Source organism: Marivita sp. NO-S04, from assembly GCF_059070475.1.
Map to the genome: position 1 here is coordinate 1,065,202 of NZ_CM180980.1, position 15,160 is coordinate 1,080,361.

16 protein-coding genes are annotated in these 15,160 nt (G+C 61.0%); 7 read left to right on the forward strand and 9 right to left on the reverse strand.

The genetic code is table 11. The annotated features are described in order from the left end of the window. The first annotated feature begins 17 nt into the window (after positions 1-17). From ACK3EW_RS05750 to ACK3EW_RS05770, 5 genes are all read left to right on the forward strand, one after another. A complete protein-coding gene (locus ACK3EW_RS05750) occupies positions 18-1,838 on the forward strand; it encodes a PHA/PHB synthase family protein (RefSeq protein ID WP_493808814.1) in 1,821 nt (606 codons plus the stop codon). Between the two features lie 245 nt (positions 1,839-2,083). Further along, a complete protein-coding gene (locus ACK3EW_RS05755) occupies positions 2,084-2,515 on the forward strand; it encodes a cupin domain-containing protein (protein WP_493808815.1) in 432 nt (143 codons plus the stop codon). A gap of 81 nt (positions 2,516-2,596) precedes the next feature. Beyond that, positions 2,597-2,908 (forward strand): hypothetical protein, encoded by a 312-nt coding sequence (locus ACK3EW_RS05760; RefSeq protein WP_493808816.1) that lies wholly within the window; start codon positions 2,597-2,599, stop codon positions 2,906-2,908. A gap of 62 nt (positions 2,909-2,970) precedes the next feature. Further along, on the forward strand, positions 2,971-3,294 hold the full coding sequence (locus ACK3EW_RS05765) for a hypothetical protein (RefSeq protein ID WP_493808817.1): 324 nt from the start codon (positions 2,971-2,973) through the stop codon (positions 3,292-3,294). A gap of 85 nt (positions 3,295-3,379) precedes the next feature. After that, positions 3,380-4,135 carry an SDR family NAD(P)-dependent oxidoreductase gene (locus ACK3EW_RS05770; protein WP_493808818.1) on the forward strand — a complete coding sequence of 252 codons (756 nt, stop codon included), beginning with the start codon at positions 3,380-3,382 and terminating at the stop codon, positions 4,133-4,135. A gap of 18 nt (positions 4,136-4,153) precedes the next feature. Here ACK3EW_RS05770 and ACK3EW_RS05775 read toward each other — a convergent pair whose 3' ends face one another. From ACK3EW_RS05775 to ACK3EW_RS05785, 3 genes are read right to left on the reverse strand one after another with little or no spacing between them, the layout of a single operon-like run. Next, on the reverse strand, positions 4,154-4,831 hold the full coding sequence (locus ACK3EW_RS05775; RefSeq protein ID WP_493808819.1) for an ABC transporter ATP-binding protein: 678 nt from the start codon (positions 4,829-4,831) through the stop codon (positions 4,154-4,156). Beyond that, the gene (locus ACK3EW_RS05780) at positions 4,828-6,033 is read right to left on the reverse strand and encodes an ABC transporter permease (RefSeq protein ID WP_493808820.1); all 1,206 of its coding nucleotides are present in this window, start codon (positions 6,031-6,033) and stop codon (positions 4,828-4,830) included. Before ACK3EW_RS05780 ends, ACK3EW_RS05775 begins: the two co-directional genes overlap by 4 nt. Beyond that, positions 6,033-7,193, reverse strand: a complete 1,161-nt coding sequence (locus ACK3EW_RS05785; protein WP_493808821.1) for an efflux RND transporter periplasmic adaptor subunit — start codon at positions 7,191-7,193, stop codon at positions 6,033-6,035. The genes ACK3EW_RS05780 and ACK3EW_RS05785 overlap by 1 nt, the downstream gene beginning before the upstream one ends. 206 nt (positions 7,194-7,399) lie before the next feature. Between ACK3EW_RS05785 and ACK3EW_RS05790 the strand changes: the two genes are divergently transcribed. Together ACK3EW_RS05790 and ACK3EW_RS05795 are read left to right on the forward strand one after the other, a co-directional pair. Next, positions 7,400-8,344: a DnaJ C-terminal domain-containing protein gene (locus ACK3EW_RS05790; RefSeq protein WP_493808822.1), complete on the forward strand. Its 945-nt coding sequence runs from the start codon at positions 7,400-7,402 to the stop codon at positions 8,342-8,344. Next, the gene (locus ACK3EW_RS05795; protein WP_493808823.1) at positions 8,341-8,670 is read left to right on the forward strand and encodes a chaperone modulator CbpM; all 330 of its coding nucleotides are present in this window, start codon (positions 8,341-8,343) and stop codon (positions 8,668-8,670) included. Before ACK3EW_RS05790 ends, ACK3EW_RS05795 begins: the two co-directional genes overlap by 4 nt. 650 nt (positions 8,671-9,320) lie before the next feature. Here ACK3EW_RS05795 and ACK3EW_RS05800 read toward each other — a convergent pair. Genes ACK3EW_RS05800 through ACK3EW_RS05825 form a run of 6 tightly spaced genes read right to left on the reverse strand, consistent with a single transcriptional unit; the run spans position 9,321 to position 15,156 of the window. Next, positions 9,321-10,301: a M14 family metallopeptidase gene (locus ACK3EW_RS05800; protein WP_493808824.1), complete on the reverse strand. Its 981-nt coding sequence runs from the start codon at positions 10,299-10,301 to the stop codon at positions 9,321-9,323. Further along, positions 10,298-11,173, reverse strand: a complete 876-nt coding sequence (locus ACK3EW_RS05805) for an N-formylglutamate amidohydrolase (RefSeq protein WP_493808825.1) — start codon at positions 11,171-11,173, stop codon at positions 10,298-10,300. Before ACK3EW_RS05805 ends, ACK3EW_RS05800 begins: the two co-directional genes overlap by 4 nt. Next, entirely contained in the window at positions 11,170-12,168 is a 999-nt protein-coding gene (locus ACK3EW_RS05810; RefSeq protein ID WP_493808826.1) for an ABC transporter ATP-binding protein, read from the reverse strand. Before ACK3EW_RS05810 ends, ACK3EW_RS05805 begins: the two co-directional genes overlap by 4 nt. Beyond that, the gene (locus ACK3EW_RS05815; protein WP_493808827.1) at positions 12,165-13,145 is read right to left on the reverse strand and encodes an ABC transporter ATP-binding protein; all 981 of its coding nucleotides are present in this window, start codon (positions 13,143-13,145) and stop codon (positions 12,165-12,167) included. The genes ACK3EW_RS05810 and ACK3EW_RS05815 overlap by 4 nt, the downstream gene beginning before the upstream one ends. Further along, positions 13,142-14,182, reverse strand: coding sequence for an ABC transporter permease (locus tag ACK3EW_RS05820; RefSeq protein ID WP_493808828.1), 1,041 nt, complete (start codon positions 14,180-14,182; stop codon positions 13,142-13,144). Before ACK3EW_RS05820 ends, ACK3EW_RS05815 begins: the two co-directional genes overlap by 4 nt. Continuing rightward, entirely contained in the window at positions 14,179-15,156 is a 978-nt protein-coding gene (locus ACK3EW_RS05825; RefSeq protein ID WP_493808829.1) for an ABC transporter permease, read from the reverse strand. Before ACK3EW_RS05825 ends, ACK3EW_RS05820 begins: the two co-directional genes overlap by 4 nt. Positions 15,157-15,160: the final 4 nt, after the last annotated feature.

Here is a 15,160-nt window from a genome sequence, read left to right on the forward strand (position 1 = left end):
AGCATAGGATCGCAAAGATGACCAAGCGCACTCAGCAGACCAAGGCACCTGCGCGAGACGCGCCGCGGGTCCAGCTTCCCGCTAAGATCGCCACTGCATCACAGCAGCAAGCCGAGTCAACAAAGACGCATCCGCACGAAAACCTTGATCGCGCCTCACGGGCAGCGGTCGCCTACATGTCGGCCGGCGTGTCCCCCCATGCGTTCATCGAAGCCTGGAGCGATTGGGCACAGCATCTGGCCCAGGCACCGGGCCGCCAGCTTGAGTTAGCCGAGCGCGCGCAGGAAAATATGACAAGGCTGTTGGGGCAGTCGCTTTCGCCAAACAGCGACTCGCAACCGGCCTTTGTGCCAAAGGCCTACGATCATCGTTTCCGGCATCCCGGTTGGGAAAAGCCGCCGTTCAGAAACATGCAGCAGGGGTTTCTCGCGGTGCAGGACTGGTGGGATTATGCTACCGACCATCTGCGCGGATTGCGCCCCGAGGACGCAGACAGGACCCGTTTCATGGCGCGTCAGATGCTTGACCTGTTGTCGCCGTCCAATTTCCCCGTCCTTAATCCCGAGATCATCGAGGAAACGCGCAAGAGCCGCGGCAAAAATTTGGCTGAGGGTGCGCGCAACTTCATGCATGATTTTGTAAACACCGTTGCTCAGGTCCATGAACCCGCACCAGAGGGCTTTCAGATCGGCAAGGATCTGGCCTGTACACCCGGCGAGGTGGTGTTCCGCAATGATCTTTTCGAGTTGATCCAGTATGCGCCTCAGACCGATAAGGTGCAGGCCGAGCCGATCCTGATCGTTCCGGCCTGGATCATGAAGTACTACATTCTTGATCTCTCGCCGCACGATTCCATGGTCAAATACCTTGTGGATCAGGGGTTTACCGTCTTCATGATCTCGTGGTGCAACCCGACCGCCGAGCAAGCAGACCTGTCTCTGGAGGATTACCGCGAACGCGGCGTGATCGCGGCTCTCGATGCGGTGAATGCCATCGTGCCGGAGCGCAAAGTTCATGCGGTTGGCTATTGCTTGGGTGGCACGATCCTCGCGATCGCGGCGGCCACAATGGCGCGTGACAACGACGAACGGCTGGCGTCGATCTCGCTCATGGCAGCACAGGTCGACTTTGCCGAGGCGGGCGAGTTGCTGTTGTTTCTGGATGAAAGCCAGATCGCATTCCTTGAGGACATGATGTGGGAGAAAGGCTATCTTGACCGCCCACAGATGGCCCGAGCCTTTTCGGCTATCAGGTCGGAAGACCTTATCTATTCCCGTGCCGTAAGGCGCTATTACCTTGGGAAAGAGGACCTGCCGACCGATATGGGTGTATGGGTGTCCGACACGACCCGGATGCCAGCCCGAATGCATTCAGAATATCTGCGCGGCCTGTTTCTTGAAAACCGGCTGACGGCAGGCCGGTTTGCTGTTAATGGACGGGTGATCGCGCTCAAGGACATCTCGGCTCCGATATTCGCCGTGGGCACAGAAACCGACCACATCGCGCCGTGGAAGTCCGTCTACACAACCCAGCTGTTTACCGACTGCGATATGACTTTTGTTCTTACAAGCGGGGGCCATAACAGCGGGATTATCAACGAGCCAAAGCTGGCGCGCGGTCACCATCGGATGTCGCGTCGTACGGCCGGGGCGCTTTACGTGGGTCCCGAAGCATGGTTCGCGCAAAATACGCCGCAACCGGGCTCTTGGTGGCCCGCGTGGACGGCCTGGCTGGAAGAGAAAAGCAGCGGTGTTGTGCCTGCACCCTTCATCGGTGCGCCAGACAGGGGCTTGGTCCCGATCGTAGCGGCGCCTGGCAACTACGTTCACCAAATCTGATCCCAAGCCCGCTTTAGGCAGTGATAGGTCGCAGCGAATGGCCGCGTCATCGGGCCATGAGTCGAAGCTGCGCGATTCATGACGCCTGTGGTGAGGACGCTCGACCAAAGGCGGATTATGGCCAACCGCACCGCAACGAAGTGAAACGCATCATGCTGCTAACGCCGATCAGTGCGGTGAAGATTTATCTGCGGCACACAGGGTCATGTCTTCGAACCAGACGATGAAATGAACGGAGAGGCACCATGATCGGATATGTTGCGAATATCGAAGAACTGACGGACGAGAACACCGACTTCCGGCACGTTCTTTATTCTGGGACCAAGCTGCAATTGGTTATGATGTCGCTTGAGCCTGGGACGGAAATCGGTGGTGAGATACACGCTGACACGGACCAGTTCTTTCGCATCGAAGAGGGCAAGGGAATGGTCGTGATCGACGGCGTGACGCACAAGGTCAAGGCTGGCGACGGTATCGTCGTGCCCGCGGGTGCGCATCACAATGTGATCTGCACAGGGCATAAGGCGCTCAAGCTGTACACCGTTTACGGGCCGCCGCATCACGAGGACCAGCTGGTTCAAAAGACCAAGGCCGAGGCCGATGCATCCGACGAGGGTTTCTCAGGAACAGCCACCGAGCAGGCGGCAGAGGTGGTCCGGGTTTCGGCCCAAACATGATGTGCGATGCATAAAAGCCGTTCTCGGACACCAGGTTCGACGGCACAACACCACAATCTCGAACAACCAAAGGAAATCAAAATGTCACTTGATAGCAAGACGAACCCGCAGCCCACCGCCGCAACCGATATCGAGGCGGTCAGTCGTCAATTGGTCGCCCTTCGGCAGGACATGTCGCGGCTCGCTGAGACTGTCAGCGGGATCGCGGGACGGCGAAGCAGCCACATGGCAGCGGACATCGCGGAAGGCTTTGACGAAGCGAAGCATTATGCAGAAAGCAAGGGCCGCTCTGCAGAGGCGCAACTGGAGGTGTCCGTTGCATCTCACCCTTTTATGACAATTGGCCTCGCCGCGGGCGCGGGTTTTCTGGTTGGCACCCTTTCGCGGCGGTGATGGGTATTGTCGATGACGTCGTGCACAGCATTGGCCGCAGCGTCAGAAAAGACGCGCGACACTTGTTGGTGCCGATCCTGCTTGCTCTGGCCGGAGTGCTGGCCGGAGCCGCAGGAGTGGCGTTCCTGACGGTCTGGGCGTATCTCATGCTCAGTAGAGCGGTAGGACAAGCTTCGGCGGCCTTTTTGATCGGCCTCGGATTGACAGTTTTGGCCGCGGTCTTTCTGGTCCTCGCCGGAAATCGTTTTACGAAAAAGACACTGACTGATCCGCCGGTGTCTCAACCAGCGGCACCTGCAATCGGCGAAACCGACCTTGCCTCTCAGATTGCATTCACCGCAGCATTTGTCCTCGCCCGAAACCTAGGCAAGGGCAGGCAAGATTGAAAGCGACCGCCTTGACACAGGTTAGCGCGCAGCGATGCAACCTGTGCATCCTCTCCTGAACATTTCCATTTTCAGGAGAGCCATCATGACATTTGATTTCGACGACAAGACAGCCATCCTGACCGGTGCCGCGTCGGGCATCGGTGCGGCAATCGCGCAGGACCTGGCACGCTATGGGGCCAGAGTGGTCTTGGCGGATATGGACGAAGCGGGGATGTCTGCCGTGGCCGAGCAGATCAAGGCGTCCGGTGGCACCGCCTTCACCCACAAGACCGACACAAGTGTCGCCACTGATGTGGAGGCCCTTGTAGCGTTCGCTGTGGCGCAGACGGGTGGATTGCACCTTCTTGTTAACAATGCCGGTATTGGCGGTCCAGCGCGTCCGGTTGGAGAATACCCTCTGGATGGATGGCAACAAGTCATCGATGTCAACCTGACCGGCGTGTTTCATGGCATGCGCTTTGGGCTTCCTGAAATGGTCAGGGCAGGCGGCGGCGCGATCGTCAATATGGCGTCTATCCTTGGGTCAGTCGGTTTTGCGACGGCCGGAGCCTATGTCGCTGCCAAACATGGGGTCGTTGGCCTGACAAAGGTTGCCGCCATCGAATATGCCAAAGCCGGGGTTCGGGTAAACGCGGTCGGTCCGGGATTCATCGCGACGCCGCTTTTGGAAAAGCACCTGGATGAAGCCGCACTCGACGGCATCGCCGCCCTGCACCCGGTCGGACGTCTTGGTGAGGCCGCAGAGGTGTCGACGCTGACCTGTTTCCTGCTTTCGGATCAGGCCAGCTTTATCACCGGAAGTTACCATCTGGTCGACGGAGGCTATACCGCGCAGTAGGCGGTCAGTCATCCAAGACTACCCTGTTACAACCCCATCGCCCACCACGATCTGGCGCCGACAGAAACCTGCAATCTTTTCGTCATGGGTCGAGATCAGGAAAGTCGTGCCTTCCTCATGGTTGATCTGCTCGATCAGGTCCATCACCTGGTTTGCTGAGGCGCGGTCGAGGTTGCCGGTCGGCTCGTCCGCCAGCACCAGTTCAGGACTGTTCATCAAGGCGCGTGCAACAGCGACCCTCTGTTTTTGCCCACCCGATAGGTTGGCTGAAGGGAAATCGATCCGGTCAGCCAGCCCCATGCGGGACAGCAATTCTCGGCCACGCGCTCGGGCGGAGGGAGTCTCGCGCCCATCACGTACAGCGGTGGGGAAGATCACGTTTTCCAGCGCAGTAAAATCCGGCAGAAGGTTGTGGAACTGGAAAACGAAACCGATATGGGCATTGCGAAAGTCGGTCAACGCTTTGTCATCTGCGGCGGTCATGTCCTGACCGAGCATTTCGTAACTGCCGGACGTGGGCTTCATCAATGTGCCCAGGATCGTCAGGAGCGTGCTTTTGCCTGAACCGGACGGACCCAGAAGCGCTGCCATTTCACCCGCCTCAAGGCACAACGACAGGCCGCGCAGCACCCGGGTTGCCGCCTCTCCCGTGCCGTATGTCTTGAACAGGTCGCGGACCTCGAGAAGCGCGCTCATTGGCCGATCGCCGTGACCGGATCGACCCGTGCGGCCGAACGTGCAGGCAGGATCGAGGCCAGGATCGCGCCGATCACCGTGAGTGTAATAGCCAGACCATAGGATCCTTGCGTGATGTCCATCGGCAGGGTTCCCGGCTGGAACGCGTCACGCGAGGGAAAGGGCAGCAGTGCGAGATATCCCAGCGCTGCGCCCGTGACGCCGCCCATCAGTCCGATCAACGCCCCTTGCGTAACAAAGACAAAGATCACAAACCCGCGTCCTGCCCCCATCGCCCGCATGATCCCGATCTCGGGGCGGCGGCGATAGGTGGAGAGCAAAAGCGCTGAGGCGACTCCGATCACGATGGTGATAAGCGCGAATGTCTTGAGGAAATACCCGGTCTGCGCCTGAGCATTCAGCGCCTCCATCAATTGTTCAGCCCCGTCCGTCCAAGGCGTGGCATCAAGCCCCGTCAAGGCGCGTATACGCTGAGCAGTGGCGTCGGCGGCATTCAGATCGTTCAGCTTGATCTCGATCCGCGTGACGCCTTGCGGCATGGAAAACAATGTTCGAGCGGTCGAAAGACTGACAAACGCACGTGCGCCGTCCATCCCACCATTGCCGGTCTTGAATATGCCGCTGAGGGTCAGCGTTGACGTGACGCCATTCGAACTTTGGAGCCGAAGTGACTGACCGACCGACAGCGCAAGATCATCGGCCAAGTCACGTCCAAGAACGATCAGCCCTGAGCCGAGCCGCACATCTCCCGCAACCATGTAGCCTGCCAGATCAAGGATCGCGGATTCGCGCCCCGGCTCGACTCCGGTTACGCTGACCTGAGAAACCTGCGCGCCGCGGGTGAGAAACCCGGCTCCTGTGATCTGCGGTGAGACGGCGCGCACGCCAGGAACGGCCTCGATCAGTGGCAACCACGTGGCGGCCTCGGCCAGATTCGCAGCGCGTGCGCGGCTCCGTTCGGCGACGACCAGTACATGTCCTTCTGGCAAGATCAGCACGGCCGGGTCGGCAGTTTCCGCTTCTATGGTGATATGTGAAATGTCACCTACGGTGCGCGAAAGGATGAATTCGGCCAAACCGCCTATTAGGGCCGACATAAAGATGAAGATGAACACGCCTACCGCGACGCCTGACACCAGAAGGGCGGTCTGCGCCTTGTTGGCCGTAAGGTAACGGGTCGCAATCTTGAGCGCGTAGAGCATCAGGGTTCATCCACGGCGACCAACTGACCGTCCGAGATGCCTGTTGCATCGACGATCACGGCGTTGCCTTCCTCCAGCCCCGCCGTTGCAATCAATCGTGCTGCGGGCCATTCGACAACCGTCACGGGGTGCAGCTGTGCCACGCCGTCCACAACCACGAAAACTGCGTCACCATTCACCAAGGCGGTGCGCGGCACGGTCAGCGCCGCATCGCGCTGGTCCACGATGATATTCGTAGTAACCGTCAAGCCGACGGGTGCCGCAACAGGCGTGTCAAAGCTGATCTTGATGGCAAGCCCACCGGTCGCTTCATCCACGCGGTTTGACACGAAGCTGACCTGTCCCTGGTGCGTTCCGGTGTTACCGGCCAGTTGCAGCACGGCGGGCTGGCCTACGGCGATCTGGGTTGCATAGGCCTCGTCCACATAGGCCTCGACCAGTATCTCGCTCAGATCGGCGAGGGTCAGCAGGCGGCTGGTGGGGCCAACGATCTGCCCCTCTTCGGCGTCCAGTTCAAGAACAGTTCCGGCGACAGGGGCACGGATCGCATAATCCTCCAGAACGATTTGCGCCTGATCCAGAGCGGCCGTGAGGCGGGCGACCTCCTGTGTTGACGACTGGACGGCGTAGGCGTTCGCCTCCAGTTCAGATCTGGGAATGTTGTTCCCCAGTGTGGCCGCGCGCTCATAGATTTCGGTCGCCTGCTGCTGCGCCACGAGGGCGGCGTCCAATGCGGCCATGGCCTGCCGGACAGTGGCATTCTGCGCCGCCGCGTCGACTTGCGCCAGGATCTGGTTTTTCTCCACGATGTCGCCCTCGGCAACGTGAAGCCCCAGCAGGTTGCCAGACACAACCGATCTCACATCGACGGAACGCACCGCCGCGATCCGGCCGTTGACCGCAAGCACACGCGTAACCGGGGCGAAGGCCGCGATCTCAACCGTGACCGCTGTTGGCCGCGTCATCCAGAACTGGGACCAGACGAAACCAGCGAGTGCCAGGCCCAGCAGCCCGGCAGCGCCCCAAAGCCAGAGTCGACGCTTTGTGGCAGGCTTGGGCACGACCGGGCGCAGAGCTGGAACAAGGGGCGCGGATACCGGCTTGTCTTGCGACAGGGAGATCCCTTCGCCCTGTCTTTGTTTGTTTTTTTCCGCCTCCAAGCCTGCTCCTTCCGAAAGGTCTTTGCGCACTGGTGAGTCGAATTCTTCGGTGAGACACCACCTTTCGAATTACACCGGATCATGCCTTCGCCACCCTGACATAGATCAGCGACGAAGCACGCGAGACTATGGCATTTTGAACGCCTCAATTTCGTTTGCGGGGGCTTGCGCCTCACTATGCGATGGGTGTCGAACAGGGAGCCCGGATGTCCAACGATCCATATGAAGCACTCGGCCTCACGAAGGCCGCAACGGCTGACGACGTAAAGAAGGCGTATCGGAAACTGGTGCGGACAAGCCACCCCGATCTGCATCCAGACGACGCAGAGGCCGAAGCGCGGTTCAAGTCGATCTCCGCCGCCTACGAGATTCTGAAAGATCCCGAGACCCGCGCGCGATACGATGCGGGAGAGATCGACGGCCTTGGCGCAGAGCGCCCTCGGCGGCAATATTATCGTGATTTCGCAGATGCCCCGAACAACGCTTACCAACAAGGCCGAGGGTTCAGTGCGTATGCTGATCCGGCTGATATCTTCGCAGAAATTCTGCGCAATCGTACGCGGTCGTCCGGTGCTGATTTTGGTGATCGTGGGTTTTCAGCCCAAGGACCAGATATGCGCTATACGCTCGAGGTGCCGTTTCTGGATGCTGCAAGAGGCGCCGAGACCCGCATCACCTTGCCTGATGGCCAGAGCCTCGCAGTCAAGATCCCGCAGGGCACCGAAGACGGACAGACGCTGCGACTGCGCGGCAAGGGCGCGCCTGGCATGGGTGGCGGTGCAGCAGGTGATGCGCTCATCACCGTTCATGTCCGGCCCCATCCGGTTTTTCGTCGCGAGGGCGACGACATTCTCCTGACGCTCCCGATCACCATCGACGAGGCCGTTCTCGGCGGCAAGGTCACGGCACCGACCATCGACGGCCCCGTGGGCCTCACCATTCCGTCGGCGGCAAGCTCGGGTCAGGTCCTGCGTCTGCGGGCGCGCGGGGTCACACGTGCGGGGAGCAAGACGAAGGGAGATCAGCGGGTCGAGCTGAAGATCGTCGCGCCGCCTGACGTGGACGTTGGACTACGCGAGTTCCTTGCGGAATGGCGCAAGACCCATGCCTACGACCCGCGTGCCGATCTGATGAAAGGGGCCGGGACATGACAGACCGCTATTCCGAAGACGATGTCGTCGCCACCGTGACGCGGCTCACGCGCAGGCAGCTTGTCAGCTTCATCGAATGTAATTTCGTCAGGCCAGAGCGCGAAGCGGGCGCGTATGTCTTCCGCCGCGTAGATCTCGCGCGTCTAGAGCTTTTGTGCGATCTGTCCCAAGACCTCGATCTGGATGAGACCGGCCTGGGCATCGTGATTTCGCTCATAGACCAATTGCACGCCGCGCGGCAGGATCTTGCGACCATGACACGCGCGATAGCCGCCCTGCCGGCCGACCTGCAGGCCCGGATCATGGCGGAAATGAAGAAGCCGTGAGCGGAATTCCAGCGGGGCCGAGAAGCGGTGTCCCTATGTCCAACAAAACGCTACACCTGTTCCCGGCACCGACATTGGCATGCAGTTCACGCAGCGCCTGCCACAATAAAGAACAATGGTTTTTCTTGTCGCATAGTCGTCGCATCGTCTTTGCTAAGGTCTTTCTGAGACCCAGTCGCTTCTGGTGCCGATGGGGGATTGGGCCGAAACCCAAGCCGCCAGAGACGGTTGGGCAGTTTGCGTGCGCGGATCATGTGTACAGGGCGTAGCGGCGCGCTCCTCTGAGAGCGCGAAAGCGGAAATCGCGACATCCGCACCTTGTTACGCCCCGCTCTCCAATTCTACGCCACAGGCTGCGGCACCACGCCCTCGACCAACCACAGGAATCGTGAGATGCGGGTCCCCGCAACCGACACTGGTTGCGGTGCGTTCGGATTCCTTGGAGCATTATCAACGATCTAAATTGCGATACTCCAACAGCCGAGGCCTTGGCGTAGGCATCGACTCGATCAGCGCTCGATGGCCGACCCTCGCGCCTCCCGATCAATCGAATAGGTGTTCTGCCGAAACTCGACGCCTTCCAGGAGGGCCTTGAGGTACCGTGCGACCGTATCGGCCGCCGATCCCGTCGGCGGCACTGCGACGGCGATTTAAGGCGTTACAGGGCAGGCCAGTCGGACGGCGGTCTTGCCGCGCCAGAGGCGTCGCGATGGCATGATGAGCACCGTTGGGTTATGCGGCGCAAGGATCGTGCGGTCGCCGTCATGGCCGATCACTGTCCCTTCGGGCAGGTGTTCGAACCCACGCCAGTCTTGGGCAAAGCGGAAATCGTCGGTCTCGATGGTAACCGGTCCCATGACCTCGTAATAGGTGGTGTCGGGACGGGGTGGGCGGCCTTCCATGCGGTCTTCAGCAAAGTCCGGGTCCACCGCGCCACTGACGCGCAGAAAGCCTATCGCGCAATCCTTGGCGACCTCCGCCGCCTCGGCTTCCCAATGCTGGCCACATTCGACCAGTGCGGCGTTTCTTTCTGATGCGGGATCGGCGAAATCCTTGAAATCGCGCATCCGCTGGCCTTCGGCGTGGCCTTTGTCGGTGACCACGATGCCCGGCCAGCCGATGGCACCGCCCAGCGTCCGGCCCTTGGCAGCGGGGCCTGCGATGATCAGCGGGTCGGTCTTGTGCTGCATGGAATGAATGTCGAGCAGGAGATCCACACCCGAAAGCCACGGCCGCAATTCGCGGGCGCGTTCCACTTCAGGCGTGACGCGGCGGTCGGGATCATCAAGCACGCCATCGCCCCACAGCCGGTTGAAGTCTTCCTCGACCCAGCGGGTAGCGTCCGGCACCTCGGGGTCGAAGGCGGCATAGGCGGCAGTGTTCACAAACGCGAAGGACAGCTTGCCCTGACGCGGGCGCAGGCCCATCTGCAGCAGCCAGTCAAGCGCGATGGCACCGCAGGGCTCATTGCCATGAACGATCGCCGTAATCGCCACATGCGGCCCTGCGTTGCCGCTGTCGAAGGTCCAGACATAGGGCACGCCGGAATTGCCCTTGGCATAGGCCGAGATGTCGGGGGGCGACAGTTCAACGGAATAGATGTTGGGCAATCCGGTGGCAGAGCTGGTCATGCGGGGTGCCCCTCAAGTGCGGTTTCCACGTGTCTCACAAGGTGCTGTGCAAGATCGGTGAACGTGGCCTGCAAGGCAGCATAACCGGCATTCGGTTCGCGGGTGGATTCGTCCATATACAGCTTTCGGTTCACTTCGATCTGCATTGAATGGCGGTTGTTTGCCGGATCGCCATTGGCGCGGACCAGCTCCATCCCCTTGTAGGGATCGTTGATCGCCACCGAATACCCGCGCCCGGTCAGAAAATCCTCGACCGCTTTGGTGAAGGCAGGTGCGCAGGCGGCGCCGTCCCGGTCGCCCAGCACGAAATCGGGGCGCGGTGTGCCGCGTGCCTGTGTGGACATGGCGGATGCGACCTCTTGCATCGAATGGCAGTTCACATGCCAGACGGCGCCCCACCGATCATGCGCTGCGTCCAGAAGTGCGCGCAGCTGTGACTGGTAGGGCCGGTGATAGCGCGTGACCCGTGCATGAACTTCGTCTGGGGTCAGTGGACGGGTATACAGCGGCTCGCCACCGGGCGGCACGCGAGTCCAGCACAGACCGATGCCCAAGGTGCTCTTGACCGACGGGTTGAGCGCTTCTGGATAGGGACCCGACAGGGCGTTCGGGTCCATGTCATCCGGCGCGCGGTTGGCGTCGACATACGAGCGCGGAAAATGCGCGTGTAGCAGAACCGCACCGGCGGGCACGGCACCGGACCAAAGGTCATGCACATGGGTGTCCTCGGCGTGGCGCAGCAGCGTCGGGTCAGCGGCATGGCCGAAATCCTCAGGGTACACAGTGCCGGAATGCGGGCTGTCCAACACAAGCGGCACGCTTTGGGTGGCAGTGCCTTCGACGGTCAGAACGCCGGGGATGTGCAGGTTCATTCTGTTCCTCCGTCATGCAGGTGGCAGGCCACGGACCGCCCCGCGTCGTTGCGCAAGACTGGGGTGTCCCGTGTGCAGCGTGGCCCGGCCATTGGGCAGCGTGGGTGAAAATGACAGCCGGGGGGCGGTGCAAGGGGCGATGGGATCTCGCCTTTGATCGTGCGGTAGGTTTGGCGGCCTGCGCCCAGGCGGGGCACCTGGTCGATCAGGGCCTGCGTGTAGGGGTGCTGCGGGTCATCGAACAGCGCCTCGGTCGAGGCGATCTCGACGATGCGGCCCAGATACATCACCACCACGCGGTCGGCGATATGTTCGACCACGCTCAGGTCATGGCTGATGAACAGATAGGTCAGGTCCAGTTCGCGGCGCAGGTCTTGAAACAGGTTGATCACCTGCGCCTGAATCGACACGTCCAGCGCGGCGATGCTTTCGTCGCAGATCAGGAATTCCGGGCGCACCGCAAGCGCACGGGCAATGCCGATCCTCTGCCGTTGACCGCCGGAAAACTGGTGCGGAAAGCGTTGCGCATAGGCGGGATCAAGCCCCACCTGCCGCAGAATTCCGGCGACATAGGCGCTCATCTCGCGGCGGGTGGTCAGGCCGTGATAGACGGCGGCTTCGCCCACGATCTCTTCGACCTTCATGCGCGGATTGAGCGAAGACATCGGATCCTGAAAGATCATTTGAATGCGCAGCCGTGCGGTCTTAGCGTCATCCGAGGCCGCGTCGGTAACATCGACCCCCTCAAAACGGATCGTCCCGCCGCTGACTGGTAAAAGCCCTGCCACCATGCGGCCCAGTGTGGACTTGCCACACCCGGATTCCCCAACCAGCCCGACCACCTCGCCCCGTGCGATCTGAAACGACGCGGAATCAACCGCGTTCACGCAGCTTTCCGACACCGATGCGCCAAGCTTTTTTGCCAGCTTTTCGATGGAATCGAGCTTCTTGACGAACTGTCGCGAAACGTCGCTGAGTTCAAGCATGGCGGTCATGGCGTCCCCCCCGCCTTGGTCAACGGGTGGTGGCAGCGCAATTGTCGGCCTCGTTCTATGTCTTCGATGCCGGGGGCATCGGTGCGGCAGCGTTCATCAGCGTTGAAGCAGCGCGGGGCAAAGGCGCAGCCGGGCGGCAGATGCGCCATGTTGGGTGCCATGCCAGGGATCTGCGTCAGCCGCTCTCCGCGCTGCCCATGTCCGGGGATCGACCCCAGCAGACCAACCGAATATGGGTGTCCCGGCGTCGTCAGCACGTCGTCTGTCTGGCCGGTCTCGACAATTCGGCCCGCATACATCACCGCCACCCGGTCTGCGAGCCCGGCCACCACGGCAAGGTCATGGGTGATCCAGATCAGCGCGGTGCCGGTGTCCCGCGCAAGGTCTTGGACCTCGGCGAGGATCTGGCTCTGAATGGTGACATCCAGTGCTGTGGTCGGCTCATCCGCCACAATGAGGTCGGGACCATTGAGCAGAGCAATAGCAATGGCCACCCGCTGCCGCATGCCGCCCGAGAACTGGTGCGGATAGGCGTCCAATCGTTCAGCAGGCGAAGGAATGCCCACCTTGCTCAGCGCCGAGATGGCGCGGTCGCGTGCCGCCTTGGTGGTGACCTTGTCATGGGCGCGCACTGCTTCGATCATCTGGGTGTCGATGCGCAATACCGGGTTCAGGGTCATCATCGGATCCTGAAAGATCATCGCAATCTTGTTGCCACGCAGACGCCGCATCTCGGATGCGGGCAGTTGCGCCAAATCCTGCCCTCTGAACAGGATCTGACCACCGACCACGCGCCCCGGCGGGTCCACCAGCCTCAGGATCGAAAAGCCGGTGACCGATTTGCCCGACCCGCTTTCGCCGACAAGCCCAAGCACTTCGCCTTCGTTGAGCGCGAAATCGACCCCGTCCACCGCTTTGACCACACCGGCATCGGTGAAGAAATGGGTTTGCAGGTTGCGCACTTCGAGAACACTCATTTGCGCAACCTCGGGTTCAGGGTGTCGCGCAGCCGGTCACCGACAAGGTTGATCGACGCCACGATCGCCAGCAGCGCCACACCGGGATACATGCTCATCCAATATTGGCCCGACAGCATGTAATCGTATCCGTTGGCGATCAGCAGGCCCAAAGAGGGCCGGGTGATCGGCACGCCGACCCCAAGAAACGACAGCGAGGATTCCAGAACGATGGTGTTGGCGATCTGCACGGTCGAGATCACCAGCAGCGGCGGAATGCAGTTGGGCAGCAGATGCCGGAAGATGATCCGCCGCACCGGCAGGCCCAGACCGCGCGCGGCGTCGATATATTCCTTGCGCGCCTCGGACAATGCGGTGCCTCGGACGGTGCGGGCATAGTAGGCCCATTGCACGATGATCAGCGCGATCACCACCTTGTCCAGCCCGCGCCCGAAGGCCGCCATCAGCATCAACGCCACAAGGATCGACGGGAAGGACAGTTGCAGGTCCACGAGCCGCATCAGGATGGTCTCGACCCGTCCCCCGGCCCATGCGGCATAGATGCCCACGACCACGCCGATGGCCATGGCGACCAGCGTGGCGATGATGGCCACCGACAGTGACACTCGAAGCCCGTAAAGGATGCCCGACAGAATATCGCGCCCCTGTTCGTCGGTCCCAAGGTGATAGGTCATTGCCCCGTCAAACGTGGTCGATCCCGGCGGCAGGCGGCCATCCATAATGTCCAGCTGGCGCAGGTCATAGGGGTTCTGCGGCGCAATCTCGTTGGCAAAGAGCGCGAGCACCACCAGCAAAAGCAGGCTGCCCGCCGCGGCATAGGCAACAGGACCGTTGAAGAACTGCCGCCCTCGGCCACGCAGCAGATGGGCGGAAATCGCGACGAACCCGATCAGCATCAGCACCCGCGCGGGCAGGCTGCTCCAGTCCGGTCCAAACGCAAGTGCAAAAGTGGCCAGCGTCATCGCTGCCGTTACCAGCCAAGGCAGGGCGTCGGCGGTCCGCTCGCGCAGCGGGATGGGGGTGGGCATCTCGGTCATGTCGTCCCCCCGGTCACACGCACGCGCGGGTCGAGGATCGTGTAGACGATGTCCACCACAAGGTTGATCACAATGAAGATCAGGACAGTCATCGTCAGGTAGGCGACGATCACTGGCCGGTCGAGCGTCAGGATCGAGTCAATTAGCAACTTGCCCATTCCCGGCCACGCAAAGACCGTTTCGGTCACCACCGCAAAGGCGATCATCGACCCCAGTTCAAGGCCCAGAACCGTTACAATCGGGATCATGATGTTCTTGAGCACATGCACGAAAAGGATGCGGGTCTCAGACACTCCCTTGGCGCGGGCGAATTTCACGTAATCCTGCACCAGCGCCTCTTGCGTGCCCGCGCGGGCCAGTCGGGTGACAAGTGACGCTTTATATAAGGCCAGTGTCAGCGCAGGCAGGATCATGTATTGGAGGCCGTTTTCGGAAAAGATCGACAACCGGATGCCGAACACATCCACGGTGTCACCCCGCCCGGTCGAGGGCAGCCAGCGCAGTTCGACCGCGAAAATCAGGATCAGCAGCATACCGACCCAGAAATTGGGCAGCGAAAAGCCGAAGATCGACCCGGTCATGATCGCGCGGCCCTGCCAACGGTCGGCCTTGTACCCGGCATAGACGCCCAGTGGGATGCCGATGAGAACCGAAAAGATCAGCCCCAAAGCGGCCAGTTCCAGTGTCGCAGGCATGTAATGCAGGATCAGCGTCACAGCACTTTCGCCATGGACGAAACTGCGGCCCAGATCTCCCTGCAACGCGTTGCCGACAAAAGTCAGGAATTGGATGTAGATCGGCTGATCGAACCCGAACCGCGCCATCGTCTCTTCGATCTCGCGCGGGGTGGCGTCGGGCGAGATGAGGATATCGACGGGGTTGCCGATCATGTAGATGCCGAAGAACACGATCACCATCATCGCCAGCGCGACAAAGATGGACTGCGCAATCCGTCTGAGCAGGTAGACAAGCATGCCT

What these genes read in the sequence shown, in the direction of transcription:
- ACK3EW_RS05790 (WP_493808822.1), top strand. Translation starts at nt 7,400, where the DNA reads ATGTCCAACGATCCATATGAAGCACTCGGCCTCACGAAGGCCGCAACG.
- ACK3EW_RS05760 (WP_493808816.1), top strand. Translation starts at nt 2,597, where the DNA reads ATGTCACTTGATAGCAAGACGAACCCGCAGCCCACCGCCGCAACCGAT.
- ACK3EW_RS05805 (WP_493808825.1), bottom strand. Translation starts at nt 11,173, where the DNA reads ATGAACCTGCACATCCCCGGCGTTCTGACCGTCGAAGGCACTGCCACC.
- ACK3EW_RS05770 (WP_493808818.1), top strand. Translation starts at nt 3,380, where the DNA reads ATGACATTTGATTTCGACGACAAGACAGCCATCCTGACCGGTGCCGCG.
- ACK3EW_RS05815 (WP_493808827.1), bottom strand. Translation starts at nt 13,145, where the DNA reads ATGAGTGTTCTCGAAGTGCGCAACCTGCAAACCCATTTCTTCACCGAT.
- ACK3EW_RS05755 (WP_493808815.1), top strand. Translation starts at nt 2,084, where the DNA reads ATGATCGGATATGTTGCGAATATCGAAGAACTGACGGACGAGAACACC.
- ACK3EW_RS05795 (WP_493808823.1), top strand. Translation starts at nt 8,341, where the DNA reads ATGACAGACCGCTATTCCGAAGACGATGTCGTCGCCACCGTGACGCGG.
- ACK3EW_RS05810 (WP_493808826.1), bottom strand. Translation starts at nt 12,168, where the DNA reads ATGACCGCCATGCTTGAACTCAGCGACGTTTCGCGACAGTTCGTCAAG.
- ACK3EW_RS05780 (WP_493808820.1), bottom strand. Translation starts at nt 6,033, where the DNA reads ATGCTCTACGCGCTCAAGATTGCGACCCGTTACCTTACGGCCAACAAG.
- ACK3EW_RS05750 (WP_493808814.1), top strand. Translation starts at nt 18, where the DNA reads ATGACCAAGCGCACTCAGCAGACCAAGGCACCTGCGCGAGACGCGCCG.
- ACK3EW_RS05800 (WP_493808824.1), bottom strand. Translation starts at nt 10,301, where the DNA reads ATGACCAGCTCTGCCACCGGATTGCCCAACATCTATTCCGTTGAACTG.
- ACK3EW_RS05775 (WP_493808819.1), bottom strand. Translation starts at nt 4,831, where the DNA reads ATGAGCGCGCTTCTCGAGGTCCGCGACCTGTTCAAGACATACGGCACG.
- ACK3EW_RS05825 (WP_493808829.1), bottom strand. Translation starts at nt 15,156, where the DNA reads ATGCTTGTCTACCTGCTCAGACGGATTGCGCAGTCCATCTTTGTCGCG.
- ACK3EW_RS05820 (WP_493808828.1), bottom strand. Translation starts at nt 14,182, where the DNA reads ATGACCGAGATGCCCACCCCCATCCCGCTGCGCGAGCGGACCGCCGAC.